Annotated in this window: 24 protein-coding genes; 12 read left to right on the top strand and 12 right to left on the bottom strand. The window is 57.5% G+C overall.

Going from position 1 to position 25,577, the window contains the following annotated elements; all coding sequences use genetic code 11:
• Positions 1-160 precede the first annotated feature (160 nt).
• Entirely contained in the window at positions 161-1,750 is a 1,590-nt protein-coding gene (locus tag AC07XF_RS19760) for a winged helix-turn-helix domain-containing tetratricopeptide repeat protein (RefSeq protein ID WP_495027788.1), read from the bottom strand.
• Between the two features lie 258 nt (positions 1,751-2,008).
• Between AC07XF_RS19760 and AC07XF_RS19755 the strand changes: the two genes are divergently transcribed.
• The 4 genes from AC07XF_RS19755 to AC07XF_RS19740 all read left to right on the top strand — a co-directional run bounded on the left by AC07XF_RS19755 (position 2,009) and on the right by AC07XF_RS19740 (position 5,979).
• On the top strand, positions 2,009-2,761 hold the full coding sequence (locus tag AC07XF_RS19755; protein WP_495027787.1) for an SDR family oxidoreductase: 753 nt from the start codon (positions 2,009-2,011) through the stop codon (positions 2,759-2,761).
• 44 nt (positions 2,762-2,805) lie between these two features.
• On the top strand, positions 2,806-3,219 hold the full coding sequence (locus AC07XF_RS19750; protein ID WP_495027786.1) for a cupin domain-containing protein: 414 nt from the start codon (positions 2,806-2,808) through the stop codon (positions 3,217-3,219).
• 97 nt (positions 3,220-3,316) lie between these two features.
• Positions 3,317-4,414 (top strand): HlyD family secretion protein, encoded by a 1,098-nt coding sequence (locus AC07XF_RS19745; RefSeq protein WP_495027785.1) that lies wholly within the window; start codon positions 3,317-3,319, stop codon positions 4,412-4,414.
• Entirely contained in the window at positions 4,411-5,979 is a 1,569-nt protein-coding gene (locus AC07XF_RS19740) for a DHA2 family efflux MFS transporter permease subunit (protein WP_495027784.1), read from the top strand. Before AC07XF_RS19745 ends, AC07XF_RS19740 begins: the two co-directional genes overlap by 4 nt.
• 69 nt (positions 5,980-6,048) lie before the next feature.
• Here the strand turns inward: AC07XF_RS19740 and AC07XF_RS19735 are convergent, their stop codons facing one another.
• From AC07XF_RS19735 to AC07XF_RS19710, 6 genes are all read right to left on the bottom strand, one after another.
• On the bottom strand, positions 6,049-6,450 hold the full coding sequence (locus tag AC07XF_RS19735) for a hypothetical protein (RefSeq protein ID WP_007996958.1): 402 nt from the start codon (positions 6,448-6,450) through the stop codon (positions 6,049-6,051).
• 251 nt (positions 6,451-6,701) lie between these two features.
• On the bottom strand, positions 6,702-7,394 hold the full coding sequence (locus AC07XF_RS19730) for an RES family NAD+ phosphorylase (protein WP_495027783.1): 693 nt from the start codon (positions 7,392-7,394) through the stop codon (positions 6,702-6,704).
• Positions 7,388-7,792: an antitoxin Xre-like helix-turn-helix domain-containing protein gene (locus tag AC07XF_RS19725; protein WP_495027782.1), complete on the bottom strand. Its 405-nt coding sequence runs from the start codon at positions 7,790-7,792 to the stop codon at positions 7,388-7,390. Before AC07XF_RS19725 ends, AC07XF_RS19730 begins: the two co-directional genes overlap by 7 nt.
• Before the next feature lie 325 nt (positions 7,793-8,117).
• Complete coding sequence (locus tag AC07XF_RS19720; protein WP_495027781.1) at positions 8,118-9,716, bottom strand: ArnT family glycosyltransferase; 1,599 nt, start codon at positions 9,714-9,716, stop codon at positions 8,118-8,120.
• A 195-nt stretch (positions 9,717-9,911) separates the two neighbouring features.
• Positions 9,912-11,408, bottom strand: a complete 1,497-nt coding sequence (locus AC07XF_RS19715; protein ID WP_495027780.1) for a methyl-accepting chemotaxis protein — start codon at positions 11,406-11,408, stop codon at positions 9,912-9,914.
• 365 nt (positions 11,409-11,773) lie between these two features.
• Entirely contained in the window at positions 11,774-11,908 is a 135-nt protein-coding gene (locus AC07XF_RS19710; RefSeq protein ID WP_495027779.1) for a hypothetical protein, read from the bottom strand.
• Positions 11,909-12,249: 341 nt separating this feature from the next.
• Here AC07XF_RS19710 and AC07XF_RS19705 point away from each other — a divergent pair, with 341 nt between their 5' ends.
• The 4 genes from AC07XF_RS19705 to AC07XF_RS19690 all read left to right on the top strand — a co-directional run bounded on the left by AC07XF_RS19705 (position 12,250) and on the right by AC07XF_RS19690 (position 17,273).
• Positions 12,250-12,498, top strand: a complete 249-nt coding sequence (locus AC07XF_RS19705) for a hypothetical protein (protein WP_495027778.1) — start codon at positions 12,250-12,252, stop codon at positions 12,496-12,498.
• A 55-nt stretch (positions 12,499-12,553) separates the two neighbouring features.
• Complete coding sequence (locus AC07XF_RS19700) at positions 12,554-12,736, top strand: hypothetical protein (RefSeq protein ID WP_495027777.1); 183 nt, start codon at positions 12,554-12,556, stop codon at positions 12,734-12,736.
• 586 nt (positions 12,737-13,322) lie between these two features.
• On the top strand, positions 13,323-13,901 hold the full coding sequence (gfa, locus tag AC07XF_RS19695) for an S-(hydroxymethyl)glutathione synthase (protein ID WP_495027776.1): 579 nt from the start codon (positions 13,323-13,325) through the stop codon (positions 13,899-13,901).
• 453 nt (positions 13,902-14,354) lie between these two features.
• The gene (locus AC07XF_RS19690) at positions 14,355-17,273 is read left to right on the top strand and encodes a multicopper oxidase domain-containing protein (RefSeq protein ID WP_495027775.1); all 2,919 of its coding nucleotides are present in this window, start codon (positions 14,355-14,357) and stop codon (positions 17,271-17,273) included.
• A gap of 210 nt (positions 17,274-17,483) precedes the next feature.
• Here the strand turns inward: AC07XF_RS19690 and AC07XF_RS19685 are convergent, their stop codons facing one another.
• On the bottom strand, positions 17,484-18,050 hold the full coding sequence (locus tag AC07XF_RS19685) for an eCIS core domain-containing protein (protein WP_495027774.1): 567 nt from the start codon (positions 18,048-18,050) through the stop codon (positions 17,484-17,486).
• Between the two features lie 432 nt (positions 18,051-18,482).
• On the opposite strand from AC07XF_RS19685, the gene AC07XF_RS19680 reads away from it, so the two are divergent.
• Together AC07XF_RS19680 and AC07XF_RS19675 are read left to right on the top strand one after the other, a co-directional pair.
• Positions 18,483-19,910 carry a GGDEF domain-containing protein gene (locus AC07XF_RS19680; RefSeq protein ID WP_495027773.1) on the top strand — a complete coding sequence of 476 codons (1,428 nt, stop codon included), beginning with the start codon at positions 18,483-18,485 and terminating at the stop codon, positions 19,908-19,910.
• A gap of 578 nt (positions 19,911-20,488) precedes the next feature.
• The gene (locus tag AC07XF_RS19675) at positions 20,489-20,926 is read left to right on the top strand and encodes a GNAT family N-acetyltransferase (RefSeq protein ID WP_495027772.1); all 438 of its coding nucleotides are present in this window, start codon (positions 20,489-20,491) and stop codon (positions 20,924-20,926) included.
• Between the two features lie 126 nt (positions 20,927-21,052).
• On the opposite strand, the gene AC07XF_RS19670 is transcribed toward AC07XF_RS19675, so the two are convergent.
• The 4 genes from AC07XF_RS19670 to AC07XF_RS19655 all read right to left on the bottom strand — a co-directional run bounded on the left by AC07XF_RS19670 (position 21,053) and on the right by AC07XF_RS19655 (position 24,038).
• Complete coding sequence (locus tag AC07XF_RS19670; RefSeq protein ID WP_223507891.1) at positions 21,053-21,673, bottom strand: tyrosine-type recombinase/integrase; 621 nt, start codon at positions 21,671-21,673, stop codon at positions 21,053-21,055.
• A 164-nt stretch (positions 21,674-21,837) separates the two neighbouring features.
• Positions 21,838-22,407, bottom strand: a complete 570-nt coding sequence (locus tag AC07XF_RS19665; RefSeq protein WP_030131011.1) for a lipid-binding SYLF domain-containing protein — start codon at positions 22,405-22,407, stop codon at positions 21,838-21,840.
• Positions 22,408-22,746: 339 nt separating this feature from the next.
• Entirely contained in the window at positions 22,747-23,187 is a 441-nt protein-coding gene (locus AC07XF_RS19660) for a DUF2628 domain-containing protein (protein ID WP_495027771.1), read from the bottom strand.
• Positions 23,188-23,471: 284 nt separating this feature from the next.
• Positions 23,472-24,038 carry a TetR/AcrR family transcriptional regulator gene (locus tag AC07XF_RS19655; protein ID WP_007995252.1) on the bottom strand — a complete coding sequence of 189 codons (567 nt, stop codon included), beginning with the start codon at positions 24,036-24,038 and terminating at the stop codon, positions 23,472-23,474.
• A 113-nt stretch (positions 24,039-24,151) separates the two neighbouring features.
• Between AC07XF_RS19655 and AC07XF_RS19650 the strand changes: the two genes are divergently transcribed.
• Entirely contained in the window at positions 24,152-24,799 is a 648-nt protein-coding gene (locus AC07XF_RS19650; protein WP_225603497.1) for a glutathione S-transferase family protein, read from the top strand.
• Between the two features lie 252 nt (positions 24,800-25,051).
• Complete coding sequence (locus AC07XF_RS19645; protein ID WP_495027770.1) at positions 25,052-25,393, top strand: hypothetical protein; 342 nt, start codon at positions 25,052-25,054, stop codon at positions 25,391-25,393.
• The last annotated feature ends 184 nt before the right edge of the window (positions 25,394-25,577 follow it).

Raw genomic sequence — 25,577 nt, 5'->3', positions numbered from 1 at the left:
TGCAACTATTGCCAGGTAAAAGCTAATGCACGACCTGATCCCTGTAGGAGCGAGCTTGCTCGCGATGGACTTGAAGACACCGCGTTTAATCAGAAAACCCGCGTCATCGTTGACGACCATCGCGAGCAAGCTCGCTCCTACAGGTTAAGGTCAGTCGCCATCACTCCGGCAACCCCGCCAGCCGCAGTCCATAGACGAAACGGGCGAAGTCCTCGGGCCGTTGAATGGGCAACCAGTCCTTGAGGGTGCAGAGGCGCAAAGAGGGATCCAGTGCTTGCAGACGTTGCATCGCCCACGTCGCTTTATCCATTCGACCGTCGAGCGCATGACTGGCCGCCACCAGTGCCGCGGCGACCAGCAGACTGGGCAGGTTGCCCAGTGCCTTTTCCGCCCAGGCCGCAGCGGTATCGAAGTGCCCGGCGAAGAAATGCGCGAGTGCCATGCCGACCTGCATCCTGAACATTTCCGGGTCCAGCGGGCTCAAGCGCACGGCATGGTTCAGATGCTCGATGGCCGCGTTCGTTTCACCGTGCAGCGCCCGCAGGATACCGCCCAGAAACCAGGCGGGGGCGAGGTTGGGATTGAGCAGGCGCGCCCGGTCGAGCAGTGCAATGCCGCCGTCGACTTCGCCGGCGAGATGGGCCAGCGCATGTCCGCCCCGGGTCAAGGCGACGGCATCATCGCGGCCGAGGGCCACCGCCAGCCGCGCCAGTCGTATGCCCTCGGTGATTTCTGCAGGCCGATCGCTCATCCAGCCATTGAGCTTGCGCCAGAAGTGGCACCAGGCGGCCATGCCATAGGCCGAGGCAAATTCCGCATCGAGCTCGATGGCCTGGTAGAACATCGGCAGCGCCTGCTCGATGGCTTCCCGGCTGCCGCTGTGCAGTTTTGCCATGCCACGCAGGTAGTAGTCATAGGCGTCCAGGCTTTCCGTCGGCTTGCGTTTGGCGCGTTCGATTTCCGCCCGTTCCAGTTGCGGCGCGATGGCACCGACGACACTCTGGGTGATTTGATCCTGCAGCTCGAAGATGTCGTCGAGCAGGCCTTCGAAGCGCTCCGCCCAGATGTGCGTCCCGTTCGTCGCGTCGATCAGTTGCCCGGTAATGCGCAGCTTGTTCCCGCACTTGCGCACGCTGCCTTCGAGCACGTAACGAACGCCCAACTCCTGGCCGACGCCCTTGGCGTCCACCGCCCGGCCCTTGTAGGTGAAGCTCGAATTGCGCGCGATGACGAACAGCCAGCGAATACGCGACAGGGCGGCAATGATGTCCTCCACGACGCCGTCGGCGAAGTATTCCTGCTCCGGATCGCCGCTCAGGTTCTGGAACGGCAGGACTGTAATCGAGGGTTTGTCCGGCAGGGCGAGCGCAGAGGAGGGGATTGGCTTCGGGGCAGCGGTTGAGCGTTCGTCGATGTCGGGCTGTCGCGCTTCCCCGGCCGTGTCGCCGTTGATCCGGCCGACGAAGCGGTAGCCCTTGCGGGCGACGGTGCGCACCAGACGCTGTTCCTCACCGGTATCACCGATGGCCTTGCGCACCGCATTGATGTGGCTGGTGATCGTCGATTCCGAAACGATCCGGCCGCTCCACACTGAATTGAGCAATTCGTCCTTGCTGAGGACTCGATCGGGATTGTTGACGAACAGCAGCAACAGATCGAAGACCTGCGGTCCGACGGCCACGACTTGCCCACGCAGGGTTAGCTCCCGGCGCTCCTGATCGAGTACGTAGTCTTCAAAACTGAATGGCAAGTTGGGCATCCCCTGGCGAAGCGCCCTCAACTCCGTGTCCCAGGCGGCTGATTGGTAACTGAGAAGGATGATACGGCAGCTCGACACCCGCTGCACCGTCAGCAGCAAGGGAGGCTGGACGAACGTCAGTTGCCTTGGACAAAAATCCAAGCGCTTGCCAAGGCAAACCCAAGCCCGGCGCAAGGACTTGCCTCACGCGTGCAGGCAATCTCGCTCTACACCGACGCAATTGTTGCAGTCGACAAGTGGAGAAAAGCCATGAAGATCGTCGTCATCGGAGGCTCCGGCCTCATCGGATCGAAACTTGTGAATATCCTTCGCGAGCGCGGCCATGATGCGCTTGCCGCCAGCCCCAGCTCGGGCGTGAACAGCATCACCCGCGAAGGCCTGGCCGAAGCGATGGATGGTGCCGATGTGGTTGTCGACGTGGCGAATGCGCCGTCGTGGGAGGACCAGGCCGTTCTCGATTTCTTCCAGACCTCCAGTCGTAACCTGCTGGCCGCCGAAGCGGCTGCCGGGGTTCGTCATCACGTTGCCCTGTCGATTGTCGGCAGCGAGCGGCTTCCCGACAGTGGTTATTTCCGGGCCAAGGTCGCACAGGAAAACCTGATCAAGGCCTCTGACATTCCTTACACCATTTTGCGTGCCACGCAGTTCTTCGAATTTGTCGACGGCATCGTCCAGTCGTTCAACGTCGGCGAGGAGTTTCGCGTTTCGCCGGCGTTGATCCAGCCGATAGCGTCCGACGACGTGGTGGCGGCGCTGGCCGCTGTCGTGCTGGCAGCGCCGGTCAATGGCACGGTTGAAGTGGGCGGCCCGGAAGCCATGCCGCTTGACGAACTGGCCAGGCGTTTTCTGCGAGTGACCCAGGACAACCGCAAGGTCGTGCCGGACGTGCACGCGCGTTACTTCGGTGCCGTGCTCGACGATCAGTCGCTGGTTCCCGGCAAGAACCCACGCCTGGGGGCGATCCGCTTCGAAGACTGGCTGGCCCGGTCGACAGCGCAGTAACGGATCGCACCCTCGCATATCCCTTCTAATCCAGGAGAAATCCCATGGTTATCCGATTGCTAATGGCCGCTGTCTTCGCCGCGCTCTCGATCAGCGCAGCGTCGGCCGCCGAGCCGCCTCCCGGCAAGGTGACGGTCGTGTTCGACCGTCCCATTCCCAATATTCCGGGCAAGAGCATGAGAGGCGTGGTCGTCGAGTACGGGCCGGGCGCAGCATCGCCGGCCCATACCCACCCGAAAACAGCCTTCATCTATGCAACGGTGCTGGAGGGCTCGTTTCGCATCCAGGTCAAAGGCCAGCCGGAAAAGATCTACAACGTCGGCGAAAACTTCGTAGAGGAGCCGGGTTCCGTGCACCTGGTCAGCGCCAACGCCAGTGACACCCAACCTGCACGCCTGTTGGCGGTATTCGTACTCGACACCGACGAAAAGGTGCTCGTAACACCGATCAAACAGTGAGCCGATCAATGCGCTCATGAAGGCTCGACAGCCCGGGCGGCAGATCATGCCGCCCAGTGGCTGCTTAAGTTCTTGGCACTGAACAGGAAATGAAAAAATGAACTCGCTCCAGGACAAGGCCGCCATTGCCTCCGGCGCAAGTACCGGAATGCCTGAGGTCGTGGTGCGGCGCAGCAAGCGCAAGGCCATCGGCCTGTCGCTGTGTGTCGCGGCCGTGATGGTCGTGGCGGTTTGGGGCGTCATGGCGTTTTCCAGTGGCGTGACCTCGACCGACAACGCCTATGTACGCGGGGATGTCACCTCGCTGGCCGCCAAGGTCGCCGGCTATGTCACGGCGGTCGAGGTCGGGGACAACCAGGCCGTGCACGCGGGTGATGTGCTGTTTCGTATCGATGACCGCGACTATCGCGCCAAACTTGCGCAAGCCGAGGCCAACGTCAGCGCCGCCCAGGCGCGCCTGACCCATGTCGATGCGCAGATTCAGCTTCAGCATGCGCTGATCCGACAGGCCGAAGCACAAAGGCGCTCGGCCACCGCCGACATGAGCCTGGCGGCCAAGACCCACGACCGCAGCCGCAAACTGATCGTCAGCAACGCGGTGAGCCAGGCCCTGGTCGATGAAACCGGCACGGCGCAATCCAGAGCCGCGGCTTCGGTATCGGCCGCTTCGGCAACGGTCGAGGCGCAACAACAACGCATCACAGTGTTTGTGGCCGAACGGGAGGCTGCCGTGGCGGCCGTGACGCAAGCACAAGCCGCGCGAGATCTCGCCCGGATTGATCTCGAGCACACCGTGGTACATGCGCCGGTGGATGGTGTGGTCGGTAACCGTCAGGTTCGCCTCGGCCGCTTCGTCACGCCGGGCGTCTCCCTGCTCGATATCGTGCCGGTCAACGATGTGTGGGTCGTGGCGAATTTCAAGGAAACCCAGCTCGAACATATTCGCCCCGGCCAGCACGTGCGCGTCACCGTCGATGGCTACCCCGATGCGGCACTCGATGGCGTGGTTGACAGCTTTGCACCGGGCAGTGGCTCGGCGTTCAGCCTGCTGCCGCCCGACAACGCCACCGGGAACTTTGTGCGTGTGGTGCAGCGCGTTCCGGTGAAGATCCGCCTGGCTGGCAACCCGCTGCCGGGGCGCATCGTGCCGGGCCTGTCTGCGCGGGTAGAGGTTTCGCAAGGGGTCGGCTCATGAGCAGCGCCAGACCGACGACCGGCGTGCTGCTCATCGCGGGCATCGTCCTGGCCACGTTGACCGAAGCGATCGCCAGCACCGTGCTGGCTCTCGGACGCGGCGACATCATCGGCGACACTTATGCCACGCCTGATGAATTCGCCTGGCTGGACGTCGGCTACATCGCACTCAAGCTGATCGGGTTCATGATCGCCCCTTGGCTGATGCAGCGGTTTTCTGCGCGCAACGTGATCATCGGCGCCACCCTGGTCATGGGCCTGGCGTGCTGCGTGGCTGCCGTTACCGCCTGGCTGGAGTTGCTGATCGCATTGCGCATCCTGCAAGGCTTCGCCGGCGGTACTTTGCTGGTGGCGGGCCAGGCGATCATATTTCGCGGTTATCCGCGCGCCCTTCAGCCGATCCTGCAAGCCCTGTTCGCCATGGCGGCCGTGGTCGCGTCCGCGACCCTCGCGCCGGCCCTGCAAGGGTGGTTGATCGACAGCCAGTCCTGGACCTGGATTTTCTTCAGCGTGGTGCCGCTGGCTTTGGCGGCGATCGGCCTTTTGCTCATCGCCGAGCACCCCATGCCCGCCAGGGGCCGGCGATGTTCGTTTGACTGGCTCGGCTGTGCATTGCTCGCTGCCGCACTGTTGTGTTTCACCTACGTGCTCAGCCAGGGCAGTCGCTGGGACTGGTTCGAGGAACCGCGCATCCAATTGCTGACGGTGATTGGCGCCGCCGCGCTGCTGGCCTTTCTCGGCCAACAGGTTTTGGCCAACGGCCAGGGGCTGCTCGATTTCAGCCTGTTCAAAACAAGCGATTTCACCTTTGCCTTTATCGTCAGTTTCGTCGCCGGTGCCGCGCTGTTCGGCAGCGCCTACCTGATCCCGGCGTTCGCCCTGTCGGTACTCGCCTTCACACCGACCGATGCCGGCCTGCTTCTGTTGCCCAGCGGCGGGTTTTTTGTCGGTTCGCTGCTCATCGCTGCCTGGTTATTCAAAGTCCGCCGCGTGCCGCCGGTGGCGACCGTGCCCCTGGGCATCCTGCTGATCATGGCGGCAATGTGGATGCTCTCCGGTTCCACCAGCGAAAGCGGCACCAATGACATGATGGCGGCCATCCTGCTGCGCGGCCTGGGCCTTGGCTTCCTGTTTCTGTCGATCACGCTGATTGCTTTCAGCCACCTCAACAGCCGCAACCTGGCCAGCGGCATCGGCCTGTTCAATACAGGGCGCCAGTTGGGTGGCTTGATGGGCGTCGCGGGGCTGCAGACCTTGATCGACCATCACCTGGTCAGCAATGGCGTGGTCCTCGGCGCCAACGTCACCCCTGGGGGGCACGCGGTCATCGAACGGCTGACGACCACAACCGCGATGCTGGCAGGGAAGGGCATGGATCAGGTGGCTGCTGGCCGGGCAGCCATGAGCCTGCTAGGTAAGGCGGTGTCGGGTCAGGCCACAGTGATTGCCTTTGACACGGCGTTCTTCGCCGTGGCCCTGCTGTTCGTCTTTGCCGCACCCATCCTGGTCGGCATCAAGATAAGTCTCTCGCGCTTCGCGAAAGCGCATGAACTACGGACGAATTGATCACCCGCACGAAAAAGCCCGGCTGTTGAGGCCGGGCTTTTCGTTGAGTCCTGCGGTAAAGCACTGCATTCAGACGGCGCGGCTTTCGATCAGACGGTCGGAGCCACCTTCGGCGACGCGGTTTTGCAGCAGCTTGTCGGAGCCGCCTTCAGCGACGCGGTTTTGCAGCAGTTTGTCAGAGCCACCTTCGGCAACGCGGTTTTGCAGCAGTTTGTCGGAGCCGCCTTCAGCGACGCGGTTTTGCAGCAGTTTGTCGGAACCACCTTCGGCAACACGTTTTTCCAGCAGGCGATCCGAACCGCCTTCAGCCACACGATTCTCGATCAGACGATCGGAACCACCTTCAGCCACACGGCTTTCAATCAGGCGATCCGAGCCGCCTTCAGCGACCACAGGTTGAGCGGAGGTTGCGGCGAAAGCGTTAACTGCGAAAACCGAGAAAGCGATGCTGAGGAGGGTCTGGCGTTTCATGATGGTGTGCTCCGGGGGTGCTTATGGGGTGGTATGGAGCAGATGTTACGCCGTGGATTTTTTAAGAGAACTTCATTGAATCAATGGTGACTATCGACGCAGTCAATGGATCGAACACTGCGTGTGCGGCGAGGGGACTTTCTGTGGCGAGGGAGCTTGCTCCCGCTGGGCTACGCAGCAGCCCTTTTTTTGGGGCCGCTTCGCGACCCAGCGGGAGCAAGCTCCCTCGCCACAGGGTTATCGCAAAGCTATCAAGCCTCGCTGATCTGGCTGACACTGGTGATCTGCCCATTCCAGACCATCTCGTAATGCGCCGCTTGAATGATCGAGGACACGGGCCTTGGTGTCATCAACGCCCAGCAATGACTGCCCGGCATCCGCACCGAGTGATAACGCAAGCCGGGGCAACCGGCGTCCCGCACCGCCCGCCCCAGAACACGGGAATGGCTGTAGTCGTCCGGCGCATACACCGGATCGCTCATCGGCAGTGCAGTAGCATCCTTCATCCCTGCATCGCCAAAAGCACAAGCCAACCCCCGAAACACAAACCGCTCATAGTTCAGGCTCGGCACCTTCGACCAATACAGAGCCTGGTGATGCCGCACCTCGGCCAGTGCCGTTTCCATTGAATCCGCCAGATACAACACGCCAAAACTGCCGTCACTGAAGCGCGAACCCGCCGGGTTCACATGAGTAAACGGCGCGATGGCATAAGAGCAACCCGCAATCCCGAACGGGATCTCGCTGCGTGCAATCAACTCCAGATGACCGACCTCATTCTTCAACCGCGGATTGGTCAGCGCCTGAATCTCGAACAACACCTCAAACTCATCCGCGTCCGCCACATCATCAAACAGCGCAATGGGCGGAAACTTCGAGTTGACCAGGCGATAAGCCTGCAACGACTCACCGGCAAACACCGCCAGTTCACTCGCCATCACCATTGCGCCCCCCGCAGCATGTCGATGCGGCGGAAGGTTTCATACAGCGAAATCATGTCGCCCTGAGCCATGATCTCCAGCGGGCTACGACCATTGAAAAACTCATTGTCGTTGGTCATCGAGGCAAAACCGTAGACGTTCTCCGGGTTATCGAACACCAGCCGCAATGTGGCATGAATGTTCAGCACAAAACTGATGCGCTGCATCTGGTCCGCATCCAGCGCCACCGCCCAATCCGGGTCTCGCTGACGGGCGCGGGTGTAGGTACTGCGGGAGATGCGCAGGATGCGACAGGCCTGATCGCTGGTGGCCTGCCACTTTTCAAGGATGCTCACAGCGGCGCGCAGACCGGTGACGCATTGGTTTTTGGTAAAGGATTGGGCTTGGGCGAGGACGGCCATGTTCGTGTGCTCGTGTTGCATCTATAGATTCAAATGTAGATAGATTGAATCTACAGAGCAATGTTGGTACGACCAGTGGACTGGATGCGGACGAAAAAAAAAGCGTCTGCAAGGCTAATGCCGATCAGTTAAGCCACAACGCAACCTGTAGCAGCTGGCGTAGCCTGCGTCCGGCTGCGCAGCAGTCGCAAAATCAGAGTTCGCGGTACGTCAGAGAGATCGTGCAAGCCGGATTTACGACTGCTACGCAGCCGGACGCAGGCTACGCCAGCTGCTACAAGGAAGGCGTAGCGCCCTGTTTCGTTGATTGATCACCTCAATACATCTATTGAACCGAGGCTTGCGCTGCAACTGGTCCGGGCACGGGGTTAGCCGCCGTTTTCCCACTGGGAATAAACGCCGCACTGCCATTCTCATGCGCATGAAACAGCCGTGCGCCGTTGTTGGGTTTGGTGGTGATCAACCGATGGTCCGCCGTCAGATACTCCAGCGGCAATTGTTCAAGGTCCTTGTACTGCTCGACGATGATCGTGCGCTCGGGATTCCAGGTCTCGCCACTTTTCTTTTCCAGCCACGCCATCAGTGCAGCACTGTCGCCTGTTTGGGGAATGTCCGAATCCGGGAGCACGTAATAGAACGGAGCGCCATGATTTTGCAGGTACATGGGCAGCTTGTTGTCGACATCCACCAGCACCATGCGCCATTCGTTCCACGGCGCCGTCTTGATCGCTTCGGCACGCACATCCTGGGTGAATTGCATGACACCGCCGGCGCCGCCGTTGGTCCACGGATAGACAACGCCCAGAATCAAAAACAAAAGACCTGCCGCCCCGGCAATACCCTTCGTCCAACCCGGCCCGCTGACTTTACCGGCAGCCTGACGCACGGCCATGCGCCGGGTGACCCACCAGGCCGCCAGCAACTGGGCAAACGGCACCAGCGGCAATACGTAGTAACTGCGTCGACTGCCACTGGCGGTAAAGAACAGAAACAGCAATCCCAGGCCACAAATCAGCCAGCGAACATTGGGTTCGGTGTGCTTCCAGCTGCGCACGGCCACCCACAGGCCAAGTATCCAGCAGGGTGCCCAGGGCAGGGTGTAAACCGGCAGATAGAGCAGATAGGTATAGATCGGGCCGATGTTGTCGAACGGCTTGAAGAATCGAACCACGTTTTCCTGAAACACCAGGCCAAGCCCGCTCGGCCCATAAGTCGGCGTGCCATAGCGGTGCGATAGCATGAACGGCAGCATGTAGACCACACCGCCCACCAGCATCGCCAGAAACAGGCGTGGATTGAGGTGGTTTTTCCAGCGCTTCTCGCTGAGCAGGTGCGGCAACAGCATCAGCCCCGGCAGGATGAACCCGATCAAACCCTTGAACAGCGACGTCAGTGCCAGCATCAGGAAAAATACGATGTAGCGACTCAGCCGGGTGTCGTCCGGGCCGCGCCAATACCACCAGACAGCGGCCAACACACCGCAAACCGTTAAAATGTCGGCCGTGGCAACCCGCGCCCAGAACACGAAAAAGAACGTCGTCGCCAGAAACCAGCCGGCAATCAGGCCGGTGCCTTTGCTATACAACTTTTCACCGATCAAATAGACCAGCCAAATACTCAGCCAGGCCGCCAGAACCGAAGACAAGCGCAGCGACCAGTGCCCGAGGCCACCCATCAGGTGGGCAGTGGCGGTAATCAACCAATAGGAGGGCAGCGGCTTGTCGTAATAGGGCATGCCCTTTAGATAGGGGTCGAAATAATCGCCGGTTTGCAACATTTGCAGCGCGATGTTCGCCCAGCGCGTTTCCGCCCCCCAAAGCTCCCTTGTCCCCAACCCGAACAGCAATAGCAATGCGGATACGCCGAGCAGAAGGATCAGCGCACCCTGGTCACTTTTCAGAAAACTGACTAACGAATTTTTCATCACTATTTCGCACGTTGCGCTCGCCGTGGTGACGGAGAAGCGGCTGGAGCAACAAGGCTATCCGGCGAAATGTGATGGGATTGTCAGTAGATTGCGAATAAACCATTAGTTCTGTTTGAGGCTTGGTTACTCCATCAAGCGATGTAAGGCTGTGATTTACAAGATGAAAAATTGTTCATGTAAACCACCGCTCCATCATTGATGAAACGTACGCCCCAGTGCATCCAGGCGCGTGGCAATAGGTGGCAAGCGCCGACTGCTCGACGCCAGGGTTTCCACATCGTCCGCGGTGTTCTGCGCAATGCTCTGCACCGACTGCAAGCGCCCGACGATCTCGAAACTCGCCGTGGATTGTTCGCGGGTCGTCGTGACAATCCGTCCATTGAGTTCATCGATCTGCGAGATGTCACTGCCCACTGCCTGCAACATCGCCGCCGCCAACTGACTGTCCTCGACACAGCGCTCCACACCTTCGCGACTGTCCTGCATGGCCTCGACCGCTTTGCGGCTGCCTTGTTGCAAGGCCTCGATGATGGTCCGGATTTCTTTGGTGGAAACCGCCGTGCGCTGCGCCAGGCTGCGCACTTCATCGGCCACCACGGCAAAGCCCCGGCCTTGCTCGCCGGCACGTGCCGCTTCGATAGCCGCGTTGAGCGCCAGCAGATTGGTTTGCTCGGCGATGCTGCTGATCACCTCCAGCACCGTGCCGATTTGCTGCGCTTGTCCCGCCAATACCTGCACGGTCTGGTTGGTGCCTTCCAGGCGCGACGCCAACTGAGTGATTTCCTGCCGCGCCCGGTTCACGCTTTCCTGACCGCGAGTGACTTGCGCACTGGCCTGGCCGGCATGTTCAACGGCATGCTCGACATGCACCGCGATATGCTCCATCGCATCGCCCATGCGCTGCATCGACCCCGTCATCTGCGCGATTTCCGTCAACTGGTGTTTCGCGCCTTTCTCCAGCGTATTACTCGCCTTGGCCAACTCCTGGCCCAACTGACCCAAACCGTGAGAGTCACGCACCACCCCGTCCACCAACGCGGTGATCTGCATCAAAAACTGATCGAAACGCTGCGCCAGCGACACATGCACCCGCGCCTTGTCACCCTGTTCGGCATTGGCGGTGAACTGCGACGTGGTGGCGAGCATCTTGTCCAGCATGTCCTGGCTCTCCACCGCATCGGCCTGGCTGTGCACCGCCAGATAGAGCAGCGCGACCGTCTCCATCACCACATAAAAAGCGTGAACGAACACCATCGTCCACCCACCGTGATGCGCCATCACATACACCGGAAAACCCTGATGCTGCAGCACATGAAACACCACGTGATGCACGGCAATCGCAGCCGCCGCCACCAGAATCGGCAACCAGTCGCGATAAAACGTCAGCACCGCCAACAACGCAAAAATCCCGAAGTGCGACTCAATGACCCCCTCGGCCTGATTGATATGCAACGCCGCCATCACCATCAACCCAACACCCAGAAAACAGCGCATTAACCGCGACCCGCCGATGGCGCGATACAACACCGTCAACAACACACTGCTGCCACCGCCCACTAACAACGCTTGCTTGAACGTGTCGTGCCAGAACGCCAGGCCCAGCGCGAAGACGAACATCAGCCAGATCAGGCCCAGCATGATGCGATCGGCTTTGCGGTAGTGGTCGAGGAAACGAGGGGGGAAGGGCATTCACGTTTACTCCATGTAGTTGAGTGAGGATGAAGCAGGGGCGGATCTGATACCGACCCTGTGGCGAGGGAGCTTGCTCCCGCTGGACTGCATAGCAGTCCCCTTCTTGGGGCCGCTTCGCAGCCCAGCGGGAGCAAGCTCCCTCGCCACAAGTTCTTTATCGCTCAAGCAATTGGGGCAAATCTGTTGCCGCCATGGTCGAGGTGTATTTGAGAAATCCTGAGGAGCATAGCCGTTTGCCATCATTCTTGAATTGGTTGGCGGGGCATGGGGGGAACAATGGCAGATTTAGAGGCAAGTAATGCTGCATTGGCGGGGGGTGTACGACAGACTCCGTTGCAAAGCCTGTCGTACACCCAAGGTCATTACGACTTCTTCGGCGGATAGTTACCGCGCAAACCACCGGACTTGTTGCCGGTTTTGCTCGGCAGGTTCGGCACGACCGGACGGGATCTGGGCTGGGGGTTGGAGCGGCTTTGGGGTTGAGGTTGTTTGCTCATGCTCGCCTCCTGACTGTCAGGGCTTCGCGACGTGGTTTACTCATGAAGTTTAGCCAATTGACTGTGGACAGAGTCGTTTGGCACTTGGGGAAGGTGTTGTGAGCGATCAGTTTTTCTTTTTCGGCTCCATTCTCGGATTTTGCCTACAACTTCGGCAGGAGTAACCCACTATTCCAAGAGTGAAAAACGGGAAATATTGACGGCGCAGAAAGGGGGGGCACCGGCTAATGCCAGTCAGTTAAGCGGTAATGCGATCTGTAGCAGCTGCCGAGCCCGCGAGGCTGCGTTCGGCTGCATAGCAGTCGTGAGTCCAGCTGACGCGGCCTGCCTGACGTACCGCAATGACTGATTTTGCGACTGCTTCGCAGCCGAACGCAGCCTCGCGGGCTCGGCAGCTGCTACAAAACGACCGCAACAATCTGGAGCTCGATAAACTACAAGTCGAAATCCGAAGGTCCATGGCCGAAACCCGAAAACTCACGGCAGAAGAACGCAAGCTCAGGCAAGAGACCTTCTGGTCCCCGATCGCGGTGGGGGCTGGTACGGTGACCGCTATCGTCGCCGCTGTCAGCCTTTGGGCGAAGTTTTGAGCATTCGTACTCGCCACAGCAGACACGACTCGTGACCCACACAGGAAGTAGCAGCATGCCCACACAACCTACGAATCAATCCAGCATTGAACAACTGCACCGCGACGTTGCAGCTTTTGCCGAAGAGATGCGTAGACCCGCCCCGAACGCGATCCGCTCTGCTGTGGTGCCGTTCAGCATCGGTGCCGCCCTGGCACTAACAATCTTTGCCGCCGCCATAGTCGTCCGACTGCTCTAGTCTCTTGTCTTCCCTCCGATCTCGGGTGGGTGTGTTGTTGCTTTACACGCATTGAATCGAGTACCGCACGTCGTCCTCAACTGACTTCGAAATAGACAGAAAGAAGAACACAGGCGCCTTCAGCGTCCATATGAAGTTACTCCCTAGTCTGCGCTCGCAACCATCGTGCAACGGAATGGCCCGCAGTTTGGAAAAATCCGACAACACACTGTGTCGCAACCGATTCCGGATCGGTAGGCAATGCTTTCCAGCACCTGCGTGACCGCCCGAACACAACAATCAGCCATTGCTTACAGAACATTGTCTAGTCCTGAAATAGGTTTACACCTGTTTCACCCCAGCGCCCGTGCACTGGCCCGAGCCGCGCTCGAGGTGTCATCGCAGACTATTCTTGATCTGGGTAACCGACCGGTCGTACCGAAGGAGGTCACTCGTTTATGCACTGTGTCTTTTTCGAAATCCGCCGCGGTTCGATCTGATGCATGAAGGCAAATTGATCCGGGCCGTCATCGAGTTCCGATGAACTACGAGTCTGGGGCACGGCCCCAGGCACTTTTGTCTGACACCCTGAAACGGAGACGCCAGCATGAGCACCTTGCAACTTCACCCTGCACCGGACAATGGTATTCAACCCGCCGCCGCGAATTTCGCAGGTGGCACCCTGCAATGCCTGTGTGCGACCGACAAAGTCGAGGTCAAGATCGACGCACAAACTCTGCATAACCACGCGTGCGGCTGCAGCAAATGCTGGAAACCACAAAACGCGACATTCGCCGTCATCGCCGTGGTGCCTCGAGATAAGGTCAGCGTCATTGCCCACGGCGAAAAACTGGCGATTGTCGACGAAACCGCCACCATCCAGCGCCACGCCTGCAAGCAGTGTCACGCCCATCTCTTTGGGCGCATCGAGAACAAGAACCATGCGTTTTATGGCCTGGACTTCGTCCACACCGAGCTTTCGCCACAGAGCGGTTGGGCTGCGCCGGGATTCGCGGCGTTCGTGTCCTCCATCATCGAAACCGGCACACCGCCAGCGCAGATGAAGGCTATCCGCGAGCGCCTGCGTTCGATCGGCCTGGAGCCCTATGACTGCCTGTCCCCGGACTTGATGGACGCACTGGCGACTCATGTCGCCAAACAGAAAGGCCTGCTCCCCGCCGCCTGATTGATCGGTCGCCGCGGTTTCTATTGCGGACCGCGGCTCCGATTCACCTTTGATGTTGTGCGCCCCACATACTTGACTGGGGGCTGTCGTCATCAAGACAACAGGTTACGCCAGCTTTCAATTTCGCTCGTACCAATTTTGTACCACCAGGCTCTCAACCCACCTTTTCGCCAAGGCTAACTGCATCCATACCCCACACAATCGCCCCCTGTATTGGGGGATATACCCCGTCATCGGGGCTTTACCCCCGGTTTCTCATACGCCTGCTTAAAGCCAGCAGGCAAGGGGGGGGATGGCGTAGAGCCATTGGTCACTTCCTGTCATTTTTGGCAGGAAAGTTGCGTCGTCAATATCCCGGCTCGAAATCAACCGTTTCGCCAGCCGGGCTAGACGCAGTGGTTCGTTGCCCCTGTATTGCCACGCACTCCGAAGAACCAGTCAGAGGTGTTTGCGATGAAACTAGATACCGGAAGGTTGAAAACTAGTCCATTGTCCAAAACCAGGCTGGCGCTGAGTATCTCTGCTGCCGCGATCATGCTGGGGCTGGGCTTTTCCCAGACCCAGGCAGCCCCCCTCGACAACACCGATCCACCGCCTCCTACCGACCCGTCGGCATTCACCAATCAGCCCGCCGACCCCAATGCCGCATTGCGGGACTTGCTCAAGCAGCCTCGTGCAAACGTTGGCGCCTTTGACTTACCCAATGGCGTGGTCGGTGACCGCACGACCCCCTTGGTCGACAATGTGCTGCCACCCGATCTGCAACCCAGCTTCAACATCCCCACTAACGGTAATGCCAGCCCAGTGTTCGGGGCTCAAGCGTTCACCCAGAAGCTTGAGCTTTTCGAGGAGTTCGGCTCGAACAAACTGGATCCGACCGACCCGCCATCACCCGTTCCGTTTCCGGTTCCGACGGTCGGCCCCGCACCGGCGCAAGATCCATTGAAGGTGGCGCGTAGCGGCCCGTCGCCGGCTGCACTGGATGCCTTTCTCAGGCAGCCGGCATTGACGCCCTTCCCGACAGAGTTCTCCAATGTACTGGACCGCAACCCCTGGAAGGCGCAGATCGAGGATTTCCTCAATCGCCGGGTCGATTCGCCCGCAGAAGGCCGGCCACCGGGAAAAGGCTGGTCGCACCAGCGTTTCAATGAGTTTCTCCCGCGCAACGCCTTCAAGACGGTGCAAGCGGGCGCGCACGTCAACAGCGGCTTGCGTGATCGTATGCAACGGCATAACTACGCCGTGGGGGAATTCGCGCCAGGCGGGCTCTATCACAACACCAACGGCGACCCGGCCAACGAGGGTACAACCAAGGGCATTCAAGTGCAGTTTCACCCCAACTTACCTGTCCAGGACCATAATGCGTTGTGGACGTTCGACGGCACCTTTCCGCCCAAACTGCTCCAGGTGCGTTATGGCCAGGCGATGCTGATGCGTCATTACGATGCCTTGCCCATTGACCCATCGGCCAACCGGGGCTTTGGCTTGCACACCATCACCACCCATGAACATAACGGCCACTCGCCCGCGGAAAGCGACGGTTTTACCAACGCGTTCTTCTTCCCGGGCCAGTACTACGACTATCGCTGGCCAATCCAGTTGGCCGGTTACGACTCCATCAATACCAAGGCCGAGGACCCGCGGGCAGCGTTCCCGTGCGACCCCGGTGAAATCCTTTTCGTCAACGACGCCACCCCCGGCTTCAAGACCTGCAACAACGGCACCATCAAGATCCGTGGCGACTGGCGCGAAACCATGAGCACCCACTGGTTCCACGACCACATGCTCGATTTCACCGCGCAAAATGTCTACAAGGGCAATGCGACGATGATGAACTACTACAGCGCCGTGGACCGTGGCAACGAATCGGTCGACGACGGGGTCAACCTGCGCTTGCCCAGCGGTTCGGCGCTGGGTTGGGGGAACCGCGACTATGACATCAACCTGACGATCGCCGACAAGGCCTGGGATCAGGCCGGACAGTTGTGGTTCAACCCCTTCAACACCGACGGTTTTCTCGGTGACCAGGTGCTGACCAACTGGGAGTACAAGCCCTTCCTGGACGTACGTGCCCGCCGCTACCGTTTCCGGATTCTCAACGGAGCGGTTTCTCGCTACTTCAAGCTGGCGGTGGTGCGCCAGGTCAATGGTAATGGTGGCGAGTTTCCTGGCCCGAAAAACTCCGGGGTTTCCTATAACCGGGTGCCGTTCCACATGATTGCCAACGACGGCAATATCATGGAGCACGCGGTGCCGTTCGATGGCAGCCTGGACCTGGACGGCGACGGCGATAAACAGGACAACAATGCCATTCTGCCGATGCTGGGCATTGCCGAACGCTATGACATCGTCGTCGACTTCGCGAAAAACGGCATCAATCCGGGCGACAAGATTTTCTTCGTCAACATCGAGGAGCATGAAAACGGCAAGCGTCCCAATCGTGACATTCCATTGGCGGATGTACTCTCCGGGAAGTACCTGCCCGTCGTCAGGCAAACCAGCCACGGGCCACAGTGGGTCAACGGTGACCCGGGCGTGGGCCTGTTCATGCAACTGAACGTCAAGCCTTACACCGGCCAGGATGTCAGCCTGAACCCGGTCGATTTCGAGCCCGCCAAGCCTGGCAAGCCCGAGGGCAGGTTCATGATCCCGCTGCCCTTGCACCGTGATGACCCTGCCGATATCGCCCGGCTTGCCCAAGCGCGGCACCGCACCTTTATCTTTGGCCGCTCCGACGGAACAGATTTTGCGCCATGGACGATCAAGACCGATGGCGGCCCAGGTTTCAACATGGACCCGCGCCGGATTTCAGCCGCGCCACAACTGGCCACTGGCCCGACACCGGCAGGTTTCAAGGGGGAAGGCACGCTGGAAATCTGGAAGATCCAGAACGGCGGCAATGGCTGGGATCACCCGGTGCATGTGCACTTCGAGGAAGGGGTCATTCTCACTCGAGGTGGCAAAACACCACCAGAATGGGAAAAAGGGGCGCGCAAAGATATCTATCGGATAGGCCCCGATCCGGACAGCGGCGACAATGTCGAAATGGCCATACGTATCCGTGAGTTTGTCGGTACCTATATGGAGCACTGCCACAACACCCAGCATGAGGACACGTCGATGCTGTTGCGCTGGGACTCTGAGCACCCGGGCCAGATCCAGTTGATGCCCACACCCTTGCCCAGCTGGGACGGCGTGAAATTCGTGGCCTCGGTTGCGTTACCGACATTCCGTACGGGAGATGGCGTCGGGCCACAGGTCAAGGTCAACAATGACCAAGGAAGTAGCAGTGGCAGCGGCAGCGGCAGTGGAAGTGGCAGTGGAAGTAGCAGCGGTAGCAGCAGCGGCAGCGGAGGCAAAGGCAAAGGCTAGCGTCGTCTATCAAACGGCTGGTTATGTCGTCAGCAAACGCAAAAAACCGCTTACATGACCGTTTCAATCCCAAAGCCGCCTGTCATCGCAGTCGGCTTTGGGGCGGTTGCTGTCCTTCGCGACGGGCAGCATTCACCCTTGAAAACCTGGGCAACGCTATTCAATAAGACGACTGCTTTTCGCCGGTAATGACAGACAGCTTGGCCCCCTTCAGTGAGTCCCTTCCCGCACCGACCGTCTGACCTCAGCCTGTATGGCATAAGCCGGCGCCTCCACGGCATTGAAATCTTGTGTATACCGCTGGGCAAATCCGTCTACCCCCCATTCCTGGTACTGCTGCACATGCTTGAGTTCGTGAGCCCAGAGCGCGATGTCCTGTTCTGCGGTTTGAGCGTCCCGGAAGAGGATGATGTCGATCAGCGTCACCGCACCGACATCGGGGTTTTGCAGCATGGCTGTGGCGGCAGTGAATTGGTCGTTGTCGCTGACTTTGTAGCGCACGGCATCGAGGACGCTCGGGTCGTACCAGCGCAGCAGTTGCTCCCGAATGTACGGTGGAATGGGTTGGATGTCGGCGTTGGCTGCTTCAGCGCGGGCTTGGGTGAGCCACATCGCCAGGGCGGGTGCCGCGACCTGGTAGATGTCATCTGGCAAGCAGATGCAAACATCCAGGCACACTTGTTTTTCGCCAGGTGGACAAGCGTCGGTCTGGGCTGGCACTTCAAAAGTCAGGCATAAAACAAACAGCGCCACCAGGCGCGTGATGATGGGCGGCATTGGGCGCTCCAAGGGACGGACGCAGCGCGAACAGTGCGGTCACAATTGATCGACGATCCGCATGGCTTTAGCGTAGTCCCGAACCAGGCGCCCCCAAGATAATCGCAGGAAGTGACAAACCACCTTTCCTGCGAGCCCCCCACTTTAATAGACATGCGTCCGCGGCTGCTCCTGGCTGTTAGCCGCCTGATTTGGAGGAAGGACAGCTAACCCTTGGCCGATGAAAACAACGAGACATTCGTTAGTGGTTAATGGCGTTCGCGTGAACATTTTTACCGGCTTCTGCAGCAGAAATTGGTAAGGAGTCTAATATTGAAATGCCGTAGATCGCTCCATCCCATACTTGCGTAATGATGCGAGGGACCGTTGGCATGCAGGTGGCTCCAACACCGGACCGGTGCTGGCTAAATGGATTCAAACCTGGAGGGAACCATGAGCAATCCCATCGCCATTGGCGAGCCACCTGAAGCCGTTCGCCTCATAGTCAAGGTTTACGCCTTCTTGCTGCTCGCAGGTTTTGCGCTTGTTCCGGCCTATCTGATTGGCTACTTATACTTCTTTCAGGACCCCACGCTTATATTCGAGAATCACCTGTTCCATATAGTTGCGATCACGGCAGCCACCTTGGCGGGCTCGTTTGTTACATACGTAACGTGGCGCTGCTATCAGTCATCGGGAGATCCGCTACTGCGATGGATGACGCTTGGTTTTCTCGGTTTTGTCCTGATCTACGCGTTGCACGGTGCGTTCACTGGGCAGGCACACAACAATATCTGGCTCTTCCTGCTTTATGGACCGGCCTCTCGACTGGTCATGTCGATTCTGCTGTTAGTCGGAATGCTGTCGTACCACCGCCCACCTGATGCCGCGGACCAACGAATGAAGGCCCGCTCCTGGTTGACCTGGATAGGACTGTTCCTGCTGGTTGACGTGGCAGTGGCGTACGTCGCGTATTCGCCGATCGCCGGCAATCTCGCGGTGCGCCTCTCGATGGAAGGTGGTGCCTTCGTTCTTTCCACATTGACCGTGATAATGCTCCTGCTGCGCCGTATCCATTCGCCGCTGATGATGATTTTTATCATCTCGGTCACCGCGTTCGCGCTGTCATCTCTTGCCTTCATCCTTGCGCGTCCGTGGAACCACATGTGGTGGCTCGCTCATGCGATCTTCGCCGGTGGATTCTTCATGTTGAGCTATGGGGTAGTGCAAGCGTTCCTCACCACACGGTCGTTCTCGAAAATTTACAGCCAAGAGGAGTTGATGGTGCGTCTTGCCGAGTCGATGGCGTATACCGAGAGCGCCCTGCAGGAACTCCAGCGCGCCAATCAAGAACTCGGACACCTTGCAGCGACCGATCCACTGACAGGCGCTGATAATCGGCGTCGGTTCATGGAGCGGGTCGAAGACGAAATTGGCCGGACCCTGCGCGGCAGTGCGCCGTTCTCCGTTTTGGCACTCGATCTGGATAATTTCAAGTCCATCAACGATCGCTTCGGGCATCAGGTTGGCGATGACATCCTGAAGAGTTTCGTGGAGATATGCCTCGACTCGATCCGGCCGTATGACGGCGTAGCCCGAGTGGGCGGGGAAGAATTCATGATACTGCTGCCTCAAACTTCACTTGAAGGCGCGCACGTAATCGCTGAGCGTCTGCGAAGCACCGTTGCTAATAATTCTTTTCATGGCCTGCAGCGGTCGACCGCGGTCACAGTGAGCATCGGCGTATCGCAATCCGGCCGCGACGGCGACACCATCGGAGTAATCCTGCGTACAGCCGATCAACGCCTGTATCACGCTAAACACGAAGGCCGTAACCGTGTGGTCACTACCTTCAAAACCAGCCTTCAATCTCTGCCCTGACCATCGTCTCGAAGTCGCTGAAAGCGTCGGCACCGATACCCGGCTTCGCGCCACAGCATGGAGCGTTATTCGATCTGCACATTCGCAGCGCTCCTTGCACAACGTGCAGGCTGCGCCTGGCTTCGACCGACTTTGCGATCTGCTGAGTATCAGCCCGGCACATTGTGGGCAAGTCAGGCGCAACGGTGGTTAGTTAGCTGTCCGGCACAAGACACGCATATCGGGCGCTTTGGGCTAATGGAAGGGGCATCTTGGGCAAGACAAGGGGTGTTGATTTGTCCTTGATGTCGAGCTGGGTCAAAACATTCAGGAATGTCTGCAATGGTCGATTTCCGACAGTCGTGACAGGCAGAAGTCGGCCAAAAGCAGACCATGGACACGCAGCTAATACATTCAGTAATGTGCAAAAAAATATGCCGCTTTCCCCCTTCTTGATGCTGCGTTTACAGACTCGATTTTTTGATTGCTCAAGGGATTACGCATGAACATGGAAAGTTATGCGACATCGCATGTCGCAAAATTAATTGTCATGCCAAAAGCCGTACGGCACCTCAAAGTTGAATGACAGGAGCAATAAAGTGGAAATCAAGATTGATATATTGGATTCTCCAACGGAAAAGGATCAAGGAGTTCTGAATAATAGGTTTTCAGAATATCTTCGAGTCCAATATCCAAATCTACCGCCAGAATCGGAAGATAAAATATTTATGGTGGTTGCACACGATGAAGTAGGCGACTACATCGGTGCAATAAGCTGTAATTGTTACTGGGATGGCTTAGAAATTGACACCTTTTGGGTTAAGGAATCTCATCGCGGTAAAAAAGTAGGCTCTATGCTATTGGAAAAAGCAGAAACGATTGGCGCCAACAATGGGGCAGTAGTTGCATTCTTAAAAACCGTTGATGCTAAACAGTTCTATGAGCGGCATGGGTATGAGATTTATGGTGTTCTTGAGGATCGACCAATCGGGACTAACCTGTATCATTTAAAGAAACGGCTAGTAAAACATGCATAACAACTGGTTCAAACCGTTCGCTTCGCTCACTGGCACGGGCTAAAGCCCGCCCCTTAACCAAATGCTGGTCAGCGTCCGCATTGGGTCGGATAGCAACGGTCTAGCATCGACCGTCACTATGGATGATCAGACCTCCGTTTGTTCTGCCATTTCCAGGGCATCATCGACCTCAATTCCCAGGTATCTGACAGTGCTTTCAAGCTTCGTATGACCAAGCAGGAGTTGGACAGCTCTCAGGTTCTTCGTCCTGCGATAGATCAACGATGCCTTGGTTCTCCGTAGCGTGTGGGTACCGTACATGGTTGGATCAAGGCCAATGGCTGTCACCCACGCTTTGACTATTCGAGCGTATTGCCTGGTGGAAAGATGGTCTGAGGCGTGCAATCGGCTCGGGAACAAGAAGTCCTCGCTGCGGAGACGAGCCCGATGCATCCAAGCCTCCAGAACCGTTCGGGTTTGCTCAGTGATTTCAAATTGCACTGGGTGCTGAGTTTTCTGCTGCATCACGATGGCCCGTGACGACACATGCTCCCCATGAGCGATGTCTCGGACTCGCAACTTGGTTAAGTCACAGGCACGCAGCTTGCTATCGATGGCCAAGTTGAAGAGCGCCAAATCACGCGTCTTCTCAGCAAGCTGAAGTCTTACTCGAATGGCCCAGATATCTCTGACTCGAAGCGGAGCTTTCTGCCCGACAAGCTTTCCCTTGTTCCAAGGCTGATGGCTGTATCTAGCAATAGTGTTCATGGCTCGTCCTCCACGTTGAGGGGAGGACAAGGGTGGATCAGTCACAATGGCTGGTGGTCGCTATTCGACCCATTGCTGCCCTCCGCTAAGGGCAGCTAGGGATTGTGAATTCAGCAGGTCGATGCAACACAACTAAATTCTGTGTAAACGACATGCAGACGGCCTCAGCGATTGAGCCTGGTAATTTTTGAACCCTGCAATCCCAGCCCGGCCATTAAGCCCTTTTGATCAAAGATGAACGCATAGACATCGGACTGAGCCGTTGAAGTAGTCATCGACTTGGCCATGCCTGAATCTACGACCACGATGCTTGGGCCCACGCCGACCTCGAATCCATTAACATTTTTCAGATCGTTCATCGCTGAATAGGTCATGAAGAACATCACGTATCCAAACCGCTGCACGCCCGCCTGAAGGCCGTATGAGGCTGCTGTGGTCGCGTAGTAGCCCGTCACTTTTCCGTTCTCAATCAATTCGCCTTCGCCATGCTGTGCGCCGGCGATGAGGCCCGCTTTCAGCACATCAGGGAAAACGAGGATACCCTTGGCTCGCTGCGCGAGGGCGCGCGCTTGCGGCGTTTTGGTATACAAACTCTGTAACGCCGCTTTCGCCTCGCGGTCCATTTCCGCGTTAGCAGCCATCGCATCAGAGGCGGAAGTTGATTGACCCATTTGGCAGCCCGCCGTGATCGCGAGGATTGAAATCATTGCCATCATTCGAAGGTATTTGATCATGAGCAATACTCCGTTTCTGTACCTGCCATTGAGGAACCTGCGTGGCGATAGCCGTTGCGGATCAAAGACTGACGGGGTCGATCTTTCCCTTAGACTTTAATCCTAATAAGCAGTTGGTCAAATGCTATGCACATGCATGTTCCTCAGACGAAATCGACAGTCAGCTGCTGGCCGGAAACTGACGTTGACGAGAGGCAGCTGCCGGACAAAGCCTGTCTGCTGGACTCGGCTGAAATAAACCCAGGGCTGCCGTCTTGGAGAGGCCGATTAGAGTAGAAGAAATAAATATGCGCCCAGTTTTCAAACGAAGTAAGCGGTGGTTGAGCGCATTGTTAGCTGTTACCACCATCCGTTGCTATGTAGGACGGTTTTTTTGTAAAAGTCTATGTTTGCGCGGAGTGCATAAAATGCACTTACTCCATATTTAAGGGCATTGGATAATTCGGGGTATCCGAGCGCATCTAGAAGAAGACTTAGGGCTATAACAATGGCAACTGACAAGATTAAGTATGTGATTGATTTCTTCCACATTCCTTTGGATAGGTAATATATTGGGCCGAAGAGATACGCCAATATGTTAAAAGAGAAGGCTTTTCTTCGCTCCGGCTTTGGAAGATTTTTGAGGTTGGGTAGCTTTGGCCCGCCTGCATGAGCGATTGCCTTGAAGCGCTCTTTCCAAACTGCAGAAATCGGTAGGTTTTCTATCATTTCGTCAGTTGGTTGTTCGTTGAGTTCGAGAACCACTGCGGTGGGTGGGGAGTAGGGATTATGAGATTCCATGAGGCTTCCTTATTGATGGTGGCTAACTATAAGTAGACGGCAGAAGTGGCGTAGTATTTTCCGTCGTTTCTGTCGCATAACGTTCCTTGCTCATGCGTAACTCCCTGTTTTGCTTGAGTGTCGCGCCAGAAACACGAAATGAGGCGAGTAGGAATGGCGGCATTGTCTTTGGCCTCATTGCGGAGTCTAGCAGCGCGCCCGAGGTCTTCTATTGGCCGATTTCTGCCTCTGACGTGGGGCCGCGTGCGACCCAATACGGTCGTTTCGTTGCTTGCTAAGTCATGTCATAGCTCAACGAGCTGCAAACATCCCTGTTGACAGGCTGTGAGAATCTCTTGCGCCAACTGGTCATCGGCCACAGCTCGAGCTAGTGCCAAGCCACCAATCATCCCTACGGCAATTTGCACAGCATGCTGGCGTGTATCCGTCTCTGTCGTCGATTTCAGTCCGGATTCCAGGCGTGTAATGAAAGCTGCGAGCACTTGGGTGTAGCTCTCCTGGATGGCTCCGTCCTGCTGAGCAGCATCATTGACCATGAAAGCTAACGGACAGTGCATACGGCTTGCATCCCGATGGTCCATGCGCAGATAGTCTTTCACTACCTGTTGTAAACCGTCTTTACCAGCCTCCTCCAGTATCGCGCCCCCCGCGTTCGCGGCATTTCTAATAGCTTCGGTGTAAAGCTCCGTTTTGGATGCGAAGTGACTATAGAAGGCCCCCCGGGTCAATCCGGCACTCTCCATAATTGAGTCGATACTGACTTTTTCGAAACCTTCTAGTGCGAAGAGTCGCGCTGCGCTATCCAGAATCATCTGTCGAGTGGTTGCGCGCTGTGTAGCAGGCCAGGGCATACATCTTCTCCTCAGTAAAGCGTGAGATGGAGTATGACAAAACGGGACTTTATGTTCTTGAACATAAAGTCATACCGACCAGAATTGCCGACTCTTCCCTCAAGGAGCTACTCATGAGATTGCACATACTGGGACCTGGATTTAGCACCTTCGTACGTAGTGTCAGACTTTACTGCGAAGAGAAAGCGCTGGATTACACACACGGGATGCACGTGGATGGTAAAACGATCACGCTCCACAGCCCTGAACACAAAGCACTGCATCCTTTTGGCAAGGTCCCGGTATTGCTGCATGGTGAGCGGAACGTAATCGAAACAACCACCATTTGCCGCTACCTGGATGAAGCCTTTGCGCATACTTCTCTAAGACCCGCAGACTTGGCCCAGAAGGTAAAGGTCGATCAGTGGTCCGCTGCCCTGGCGATGTATGCCGATGATCGACTGATACGTCGTTATCTTTTATTGCTGGTTTCACCTGCGCAGCCGTCACGCCCTATCGATAGAGAAGCTGTGGCTACCGCCGAGCCAATGGCGATCCAGACACTTGGGCTGCTGGCGAAGCATTTGGACGGGCAGCCATTTTTCTGCGGGGCGGACTACAGCATGGCGGACGCCATCCTGACGCCTATGCTCGATTATTTGGAACGCGTGCCCGAAAGTGCGCAGTGGCTGAAAAAAACATCAAATCTTCGTGATTATCTTTTTCGCATGCGATTGCGCCAGTCAGGGCGCAATGTGTTGACCGAACCGAACTTTAGTTAATGCAGAAAATGATGGACTTATCGTTCGCCCAAGGGCCGCTTTTGGCCCGTTTCTGCCGGTTCCCACCGACTGCTTTGGGGCGGTTTCAGCCGATCGTGGAAGGCAGAGATCGGCCAATTGCCGTCACTCGGAATCGACATTCCACCTGGATATCAAGCTGTCCACGAACCTGAAGACCCCCACTCCTACGCAGCTTTCGTGCTGCTCCCTCGTTGGCGATAAAGTCCCGCCAAATCTTAACGAGGGAACGACATGAAATTGTTCGTAGGAGCTTTGGCGGTGGCGATGTTGGCGGGATGTGCTGACTCTGGCCCCATAAAAGTTGGCCCAGACACCTACACGATTTCAACGCGTGTTCCTTTCGGTGGTCCTGCCTCCGCGAAAGGGCAAGCTTTGAAGGAGGCAAACGCGTTTTGTGTGTCCCAGGGAAGGGAGATCCTCCTCGACCATATGCAGGCGAGTGAATGCGCGCTACACGGTGGCTGTGGGGAAGCAGAGATATTTTTCTTTTGCCTAGCCTCGAGTGATCCGCAGCTGAAGCGTCAAAAATACAGCCCCGACCCGACTCAGAAGATCGAAATTGATCAGCAGTAGACAGCTCCTGTAGTAGGCTCGGTTGAGGACCGCGGCAGCCTAAAGTTTCGGAAGTCCTGACACGAAAAAGCCCAGACTAGTGCTTAATGCTGTTCAGTTAAGGATTCTGTAGGAGCGAGCTTGCTCGCGATGGACTCAAGAGCGCCGCGTTTAGTCAGTAAACACGCGGCATCGTTAACGACCA

The organism is Pseudomonas sp. GW821-FHT01C01 (assembly GCF_059422645.1).
Note: the sequence above shows the minus strand (reverse complement) of the source record. Positions and strands in the feature narration are given on the sequence as shown.

Bases quoted from the DNA above. Each gene is read 5' to 3' on its own strand.
- AC07XF_RS19680 (WP_495027773.1), top strand. From the start codon at position 18,483: ATGAGCAATCCCATCGCCATTGGCGAGCCACCTGAAGCCGTTCGCCTC.
- AC07XF_RS19735 (WP_007996958.1), bottom strand. From the start codon at position 6,450: ATGAAACGCCAGACCCTCCTCAGCATCGCTTTCTCGGTTTTCGCAGTT.
- AC07XF_RS19700 (WP_495027777.1), top strand. From the start codon at position 12,554: ATGCCCACACAACCTACGAATCAATCCAGCATTGAACAACTGCACCGC.
- AC07XF_RS19670 (WP_223507891.1), bottom strand. From the start codon at position 21,673: ATGAACACTATTGCTAGATACAGCCATCAGCCTTGGAACAAGGGAAAG.
- AC07XF_RS19755 (WP_495027787.1), top strand. From the start codon at position 2,009: ATGAAGATCGTCGTCATCGGAGGCTCCGGCCTCATCGGATCGAAACTT.
- AC07XF_RS19715 (WP_495027780.1), bottom strand. From the start codon at position 11,408: ATGCCCTTCCCCCCTCGTTTCCTCGACCACTACCGCAAAGCCGATCGC.
- AC07XF_RS19725 (WP_495027782.1), bottom strand. From the start codon at position 7,792: ATGGCCGTCCTCGCCCAAGCCCAATCCTTTACCAAAAACCAATGCGTC.
- AC07XF_RS19665 (WP_030131011.1), bottom strand. From the start codon at position 22,407: ATGATCAAATACCTTCGAATGATGGCAATGATTTCAATCCTCGCGATC.
- AC07XF_RS19705 (WP_495027778.1), top strand. From the start codon at position 12,250: ATGACTGATTTTGCGACTGCTTCGCAGCCGAACGCAGCCTCGCGGGCT.
- AC07XF_RS19690 (WP_495027775.1), top strand. From the start codon at position 14,355: ATGAAACTAGATACCGGAAGGTTGAAAACTAGTCCATTGTCCAAAACC.
- AC07XF_RS19660 (WP_495027771.1), bottom strand. From the start codon at position 23,187: ATGGAATCTCATAATCCCTACTCCCCACCCACCGCAGTGGTTCTCGAA.
- AC07XF_RS19740 (WP_495027784.1), top strand. From the start codon at position 4,411: ATGAGCAGCGCCAGACCGACGACCGGCGTGCTGCTCATCGCGGGCATC.
- AC07XF_RS19685 (WP_495027774.1), bottom strand. From the start codon at position 18,050: ATGCCGCCCATCATCACGCGCCTGGTGGCGCTGTTTGTTTTATGCCTG.
- AC07XF_RS19730 (WP_495027783.1), bottom strand. From the start codon at position 7,394: ATGGTGATGGCGAGTGAACTGGCGGTGTTTGCCGGTGAGTCGTTGCAG.
- AC07XF_RS19655 (WP_007995252.1), bottom strand. From the start codon at position 24,038: ATGCCCTGGCCTGCTACACAGCGCGCAACCACTCGACAGATGATTCTG.
- AC07XF_RS19720 (WP_495027781.1), bottom strand. From the start codon at position 9,716: ATGAAAAATTCGTTAGTCAGTTTTCTGAAAAGTGACCAGGGTGCGCTG.
- AC07XF_RS19745 (WP_495027785.1), top strand. From the start codon at position 3,317: ATGAACTCGCTCCAGGACAAGGCCGCCATTGCCTCCGGCGCAAGTACC.
- gfa (WP_495027776.1), top strand. From the start codon at position 13,323: ATGAGCACCTTGCAACTTCACCCTGCACCGGACAATGGTATTCAACCC.
- AC07XF_RS19710 (WP_495027779.1), bottom strand. From the start codon at position 11,908: ATGAGCAAACAACCTCAACCCCAAAGCCGCTCCAACCCCCAGCCCAGA.
- AC07XF_RS19650 (WP_225603497.1), top strand. From the start codon at position 24,152: ATGAGATTGCACATACTGGGACCTGGATTTAGCACCTTCGTACGTAGT.
- AC07XF_RS19750 (WP_495027786.1), top strand. From the start codon at position 2,806: ATGGTTATCCGATTGCTAATGGCCGCTGTCTTCGCCGCGCTCTCGATC.
- AC07XF_RS19645 (WP_495027770.1), top strand. From the start codon at position 25,052: ATGAAATTGTTCGTAGGAGCTTTGGCGGTGGCGATGTTGGCGGGATGT.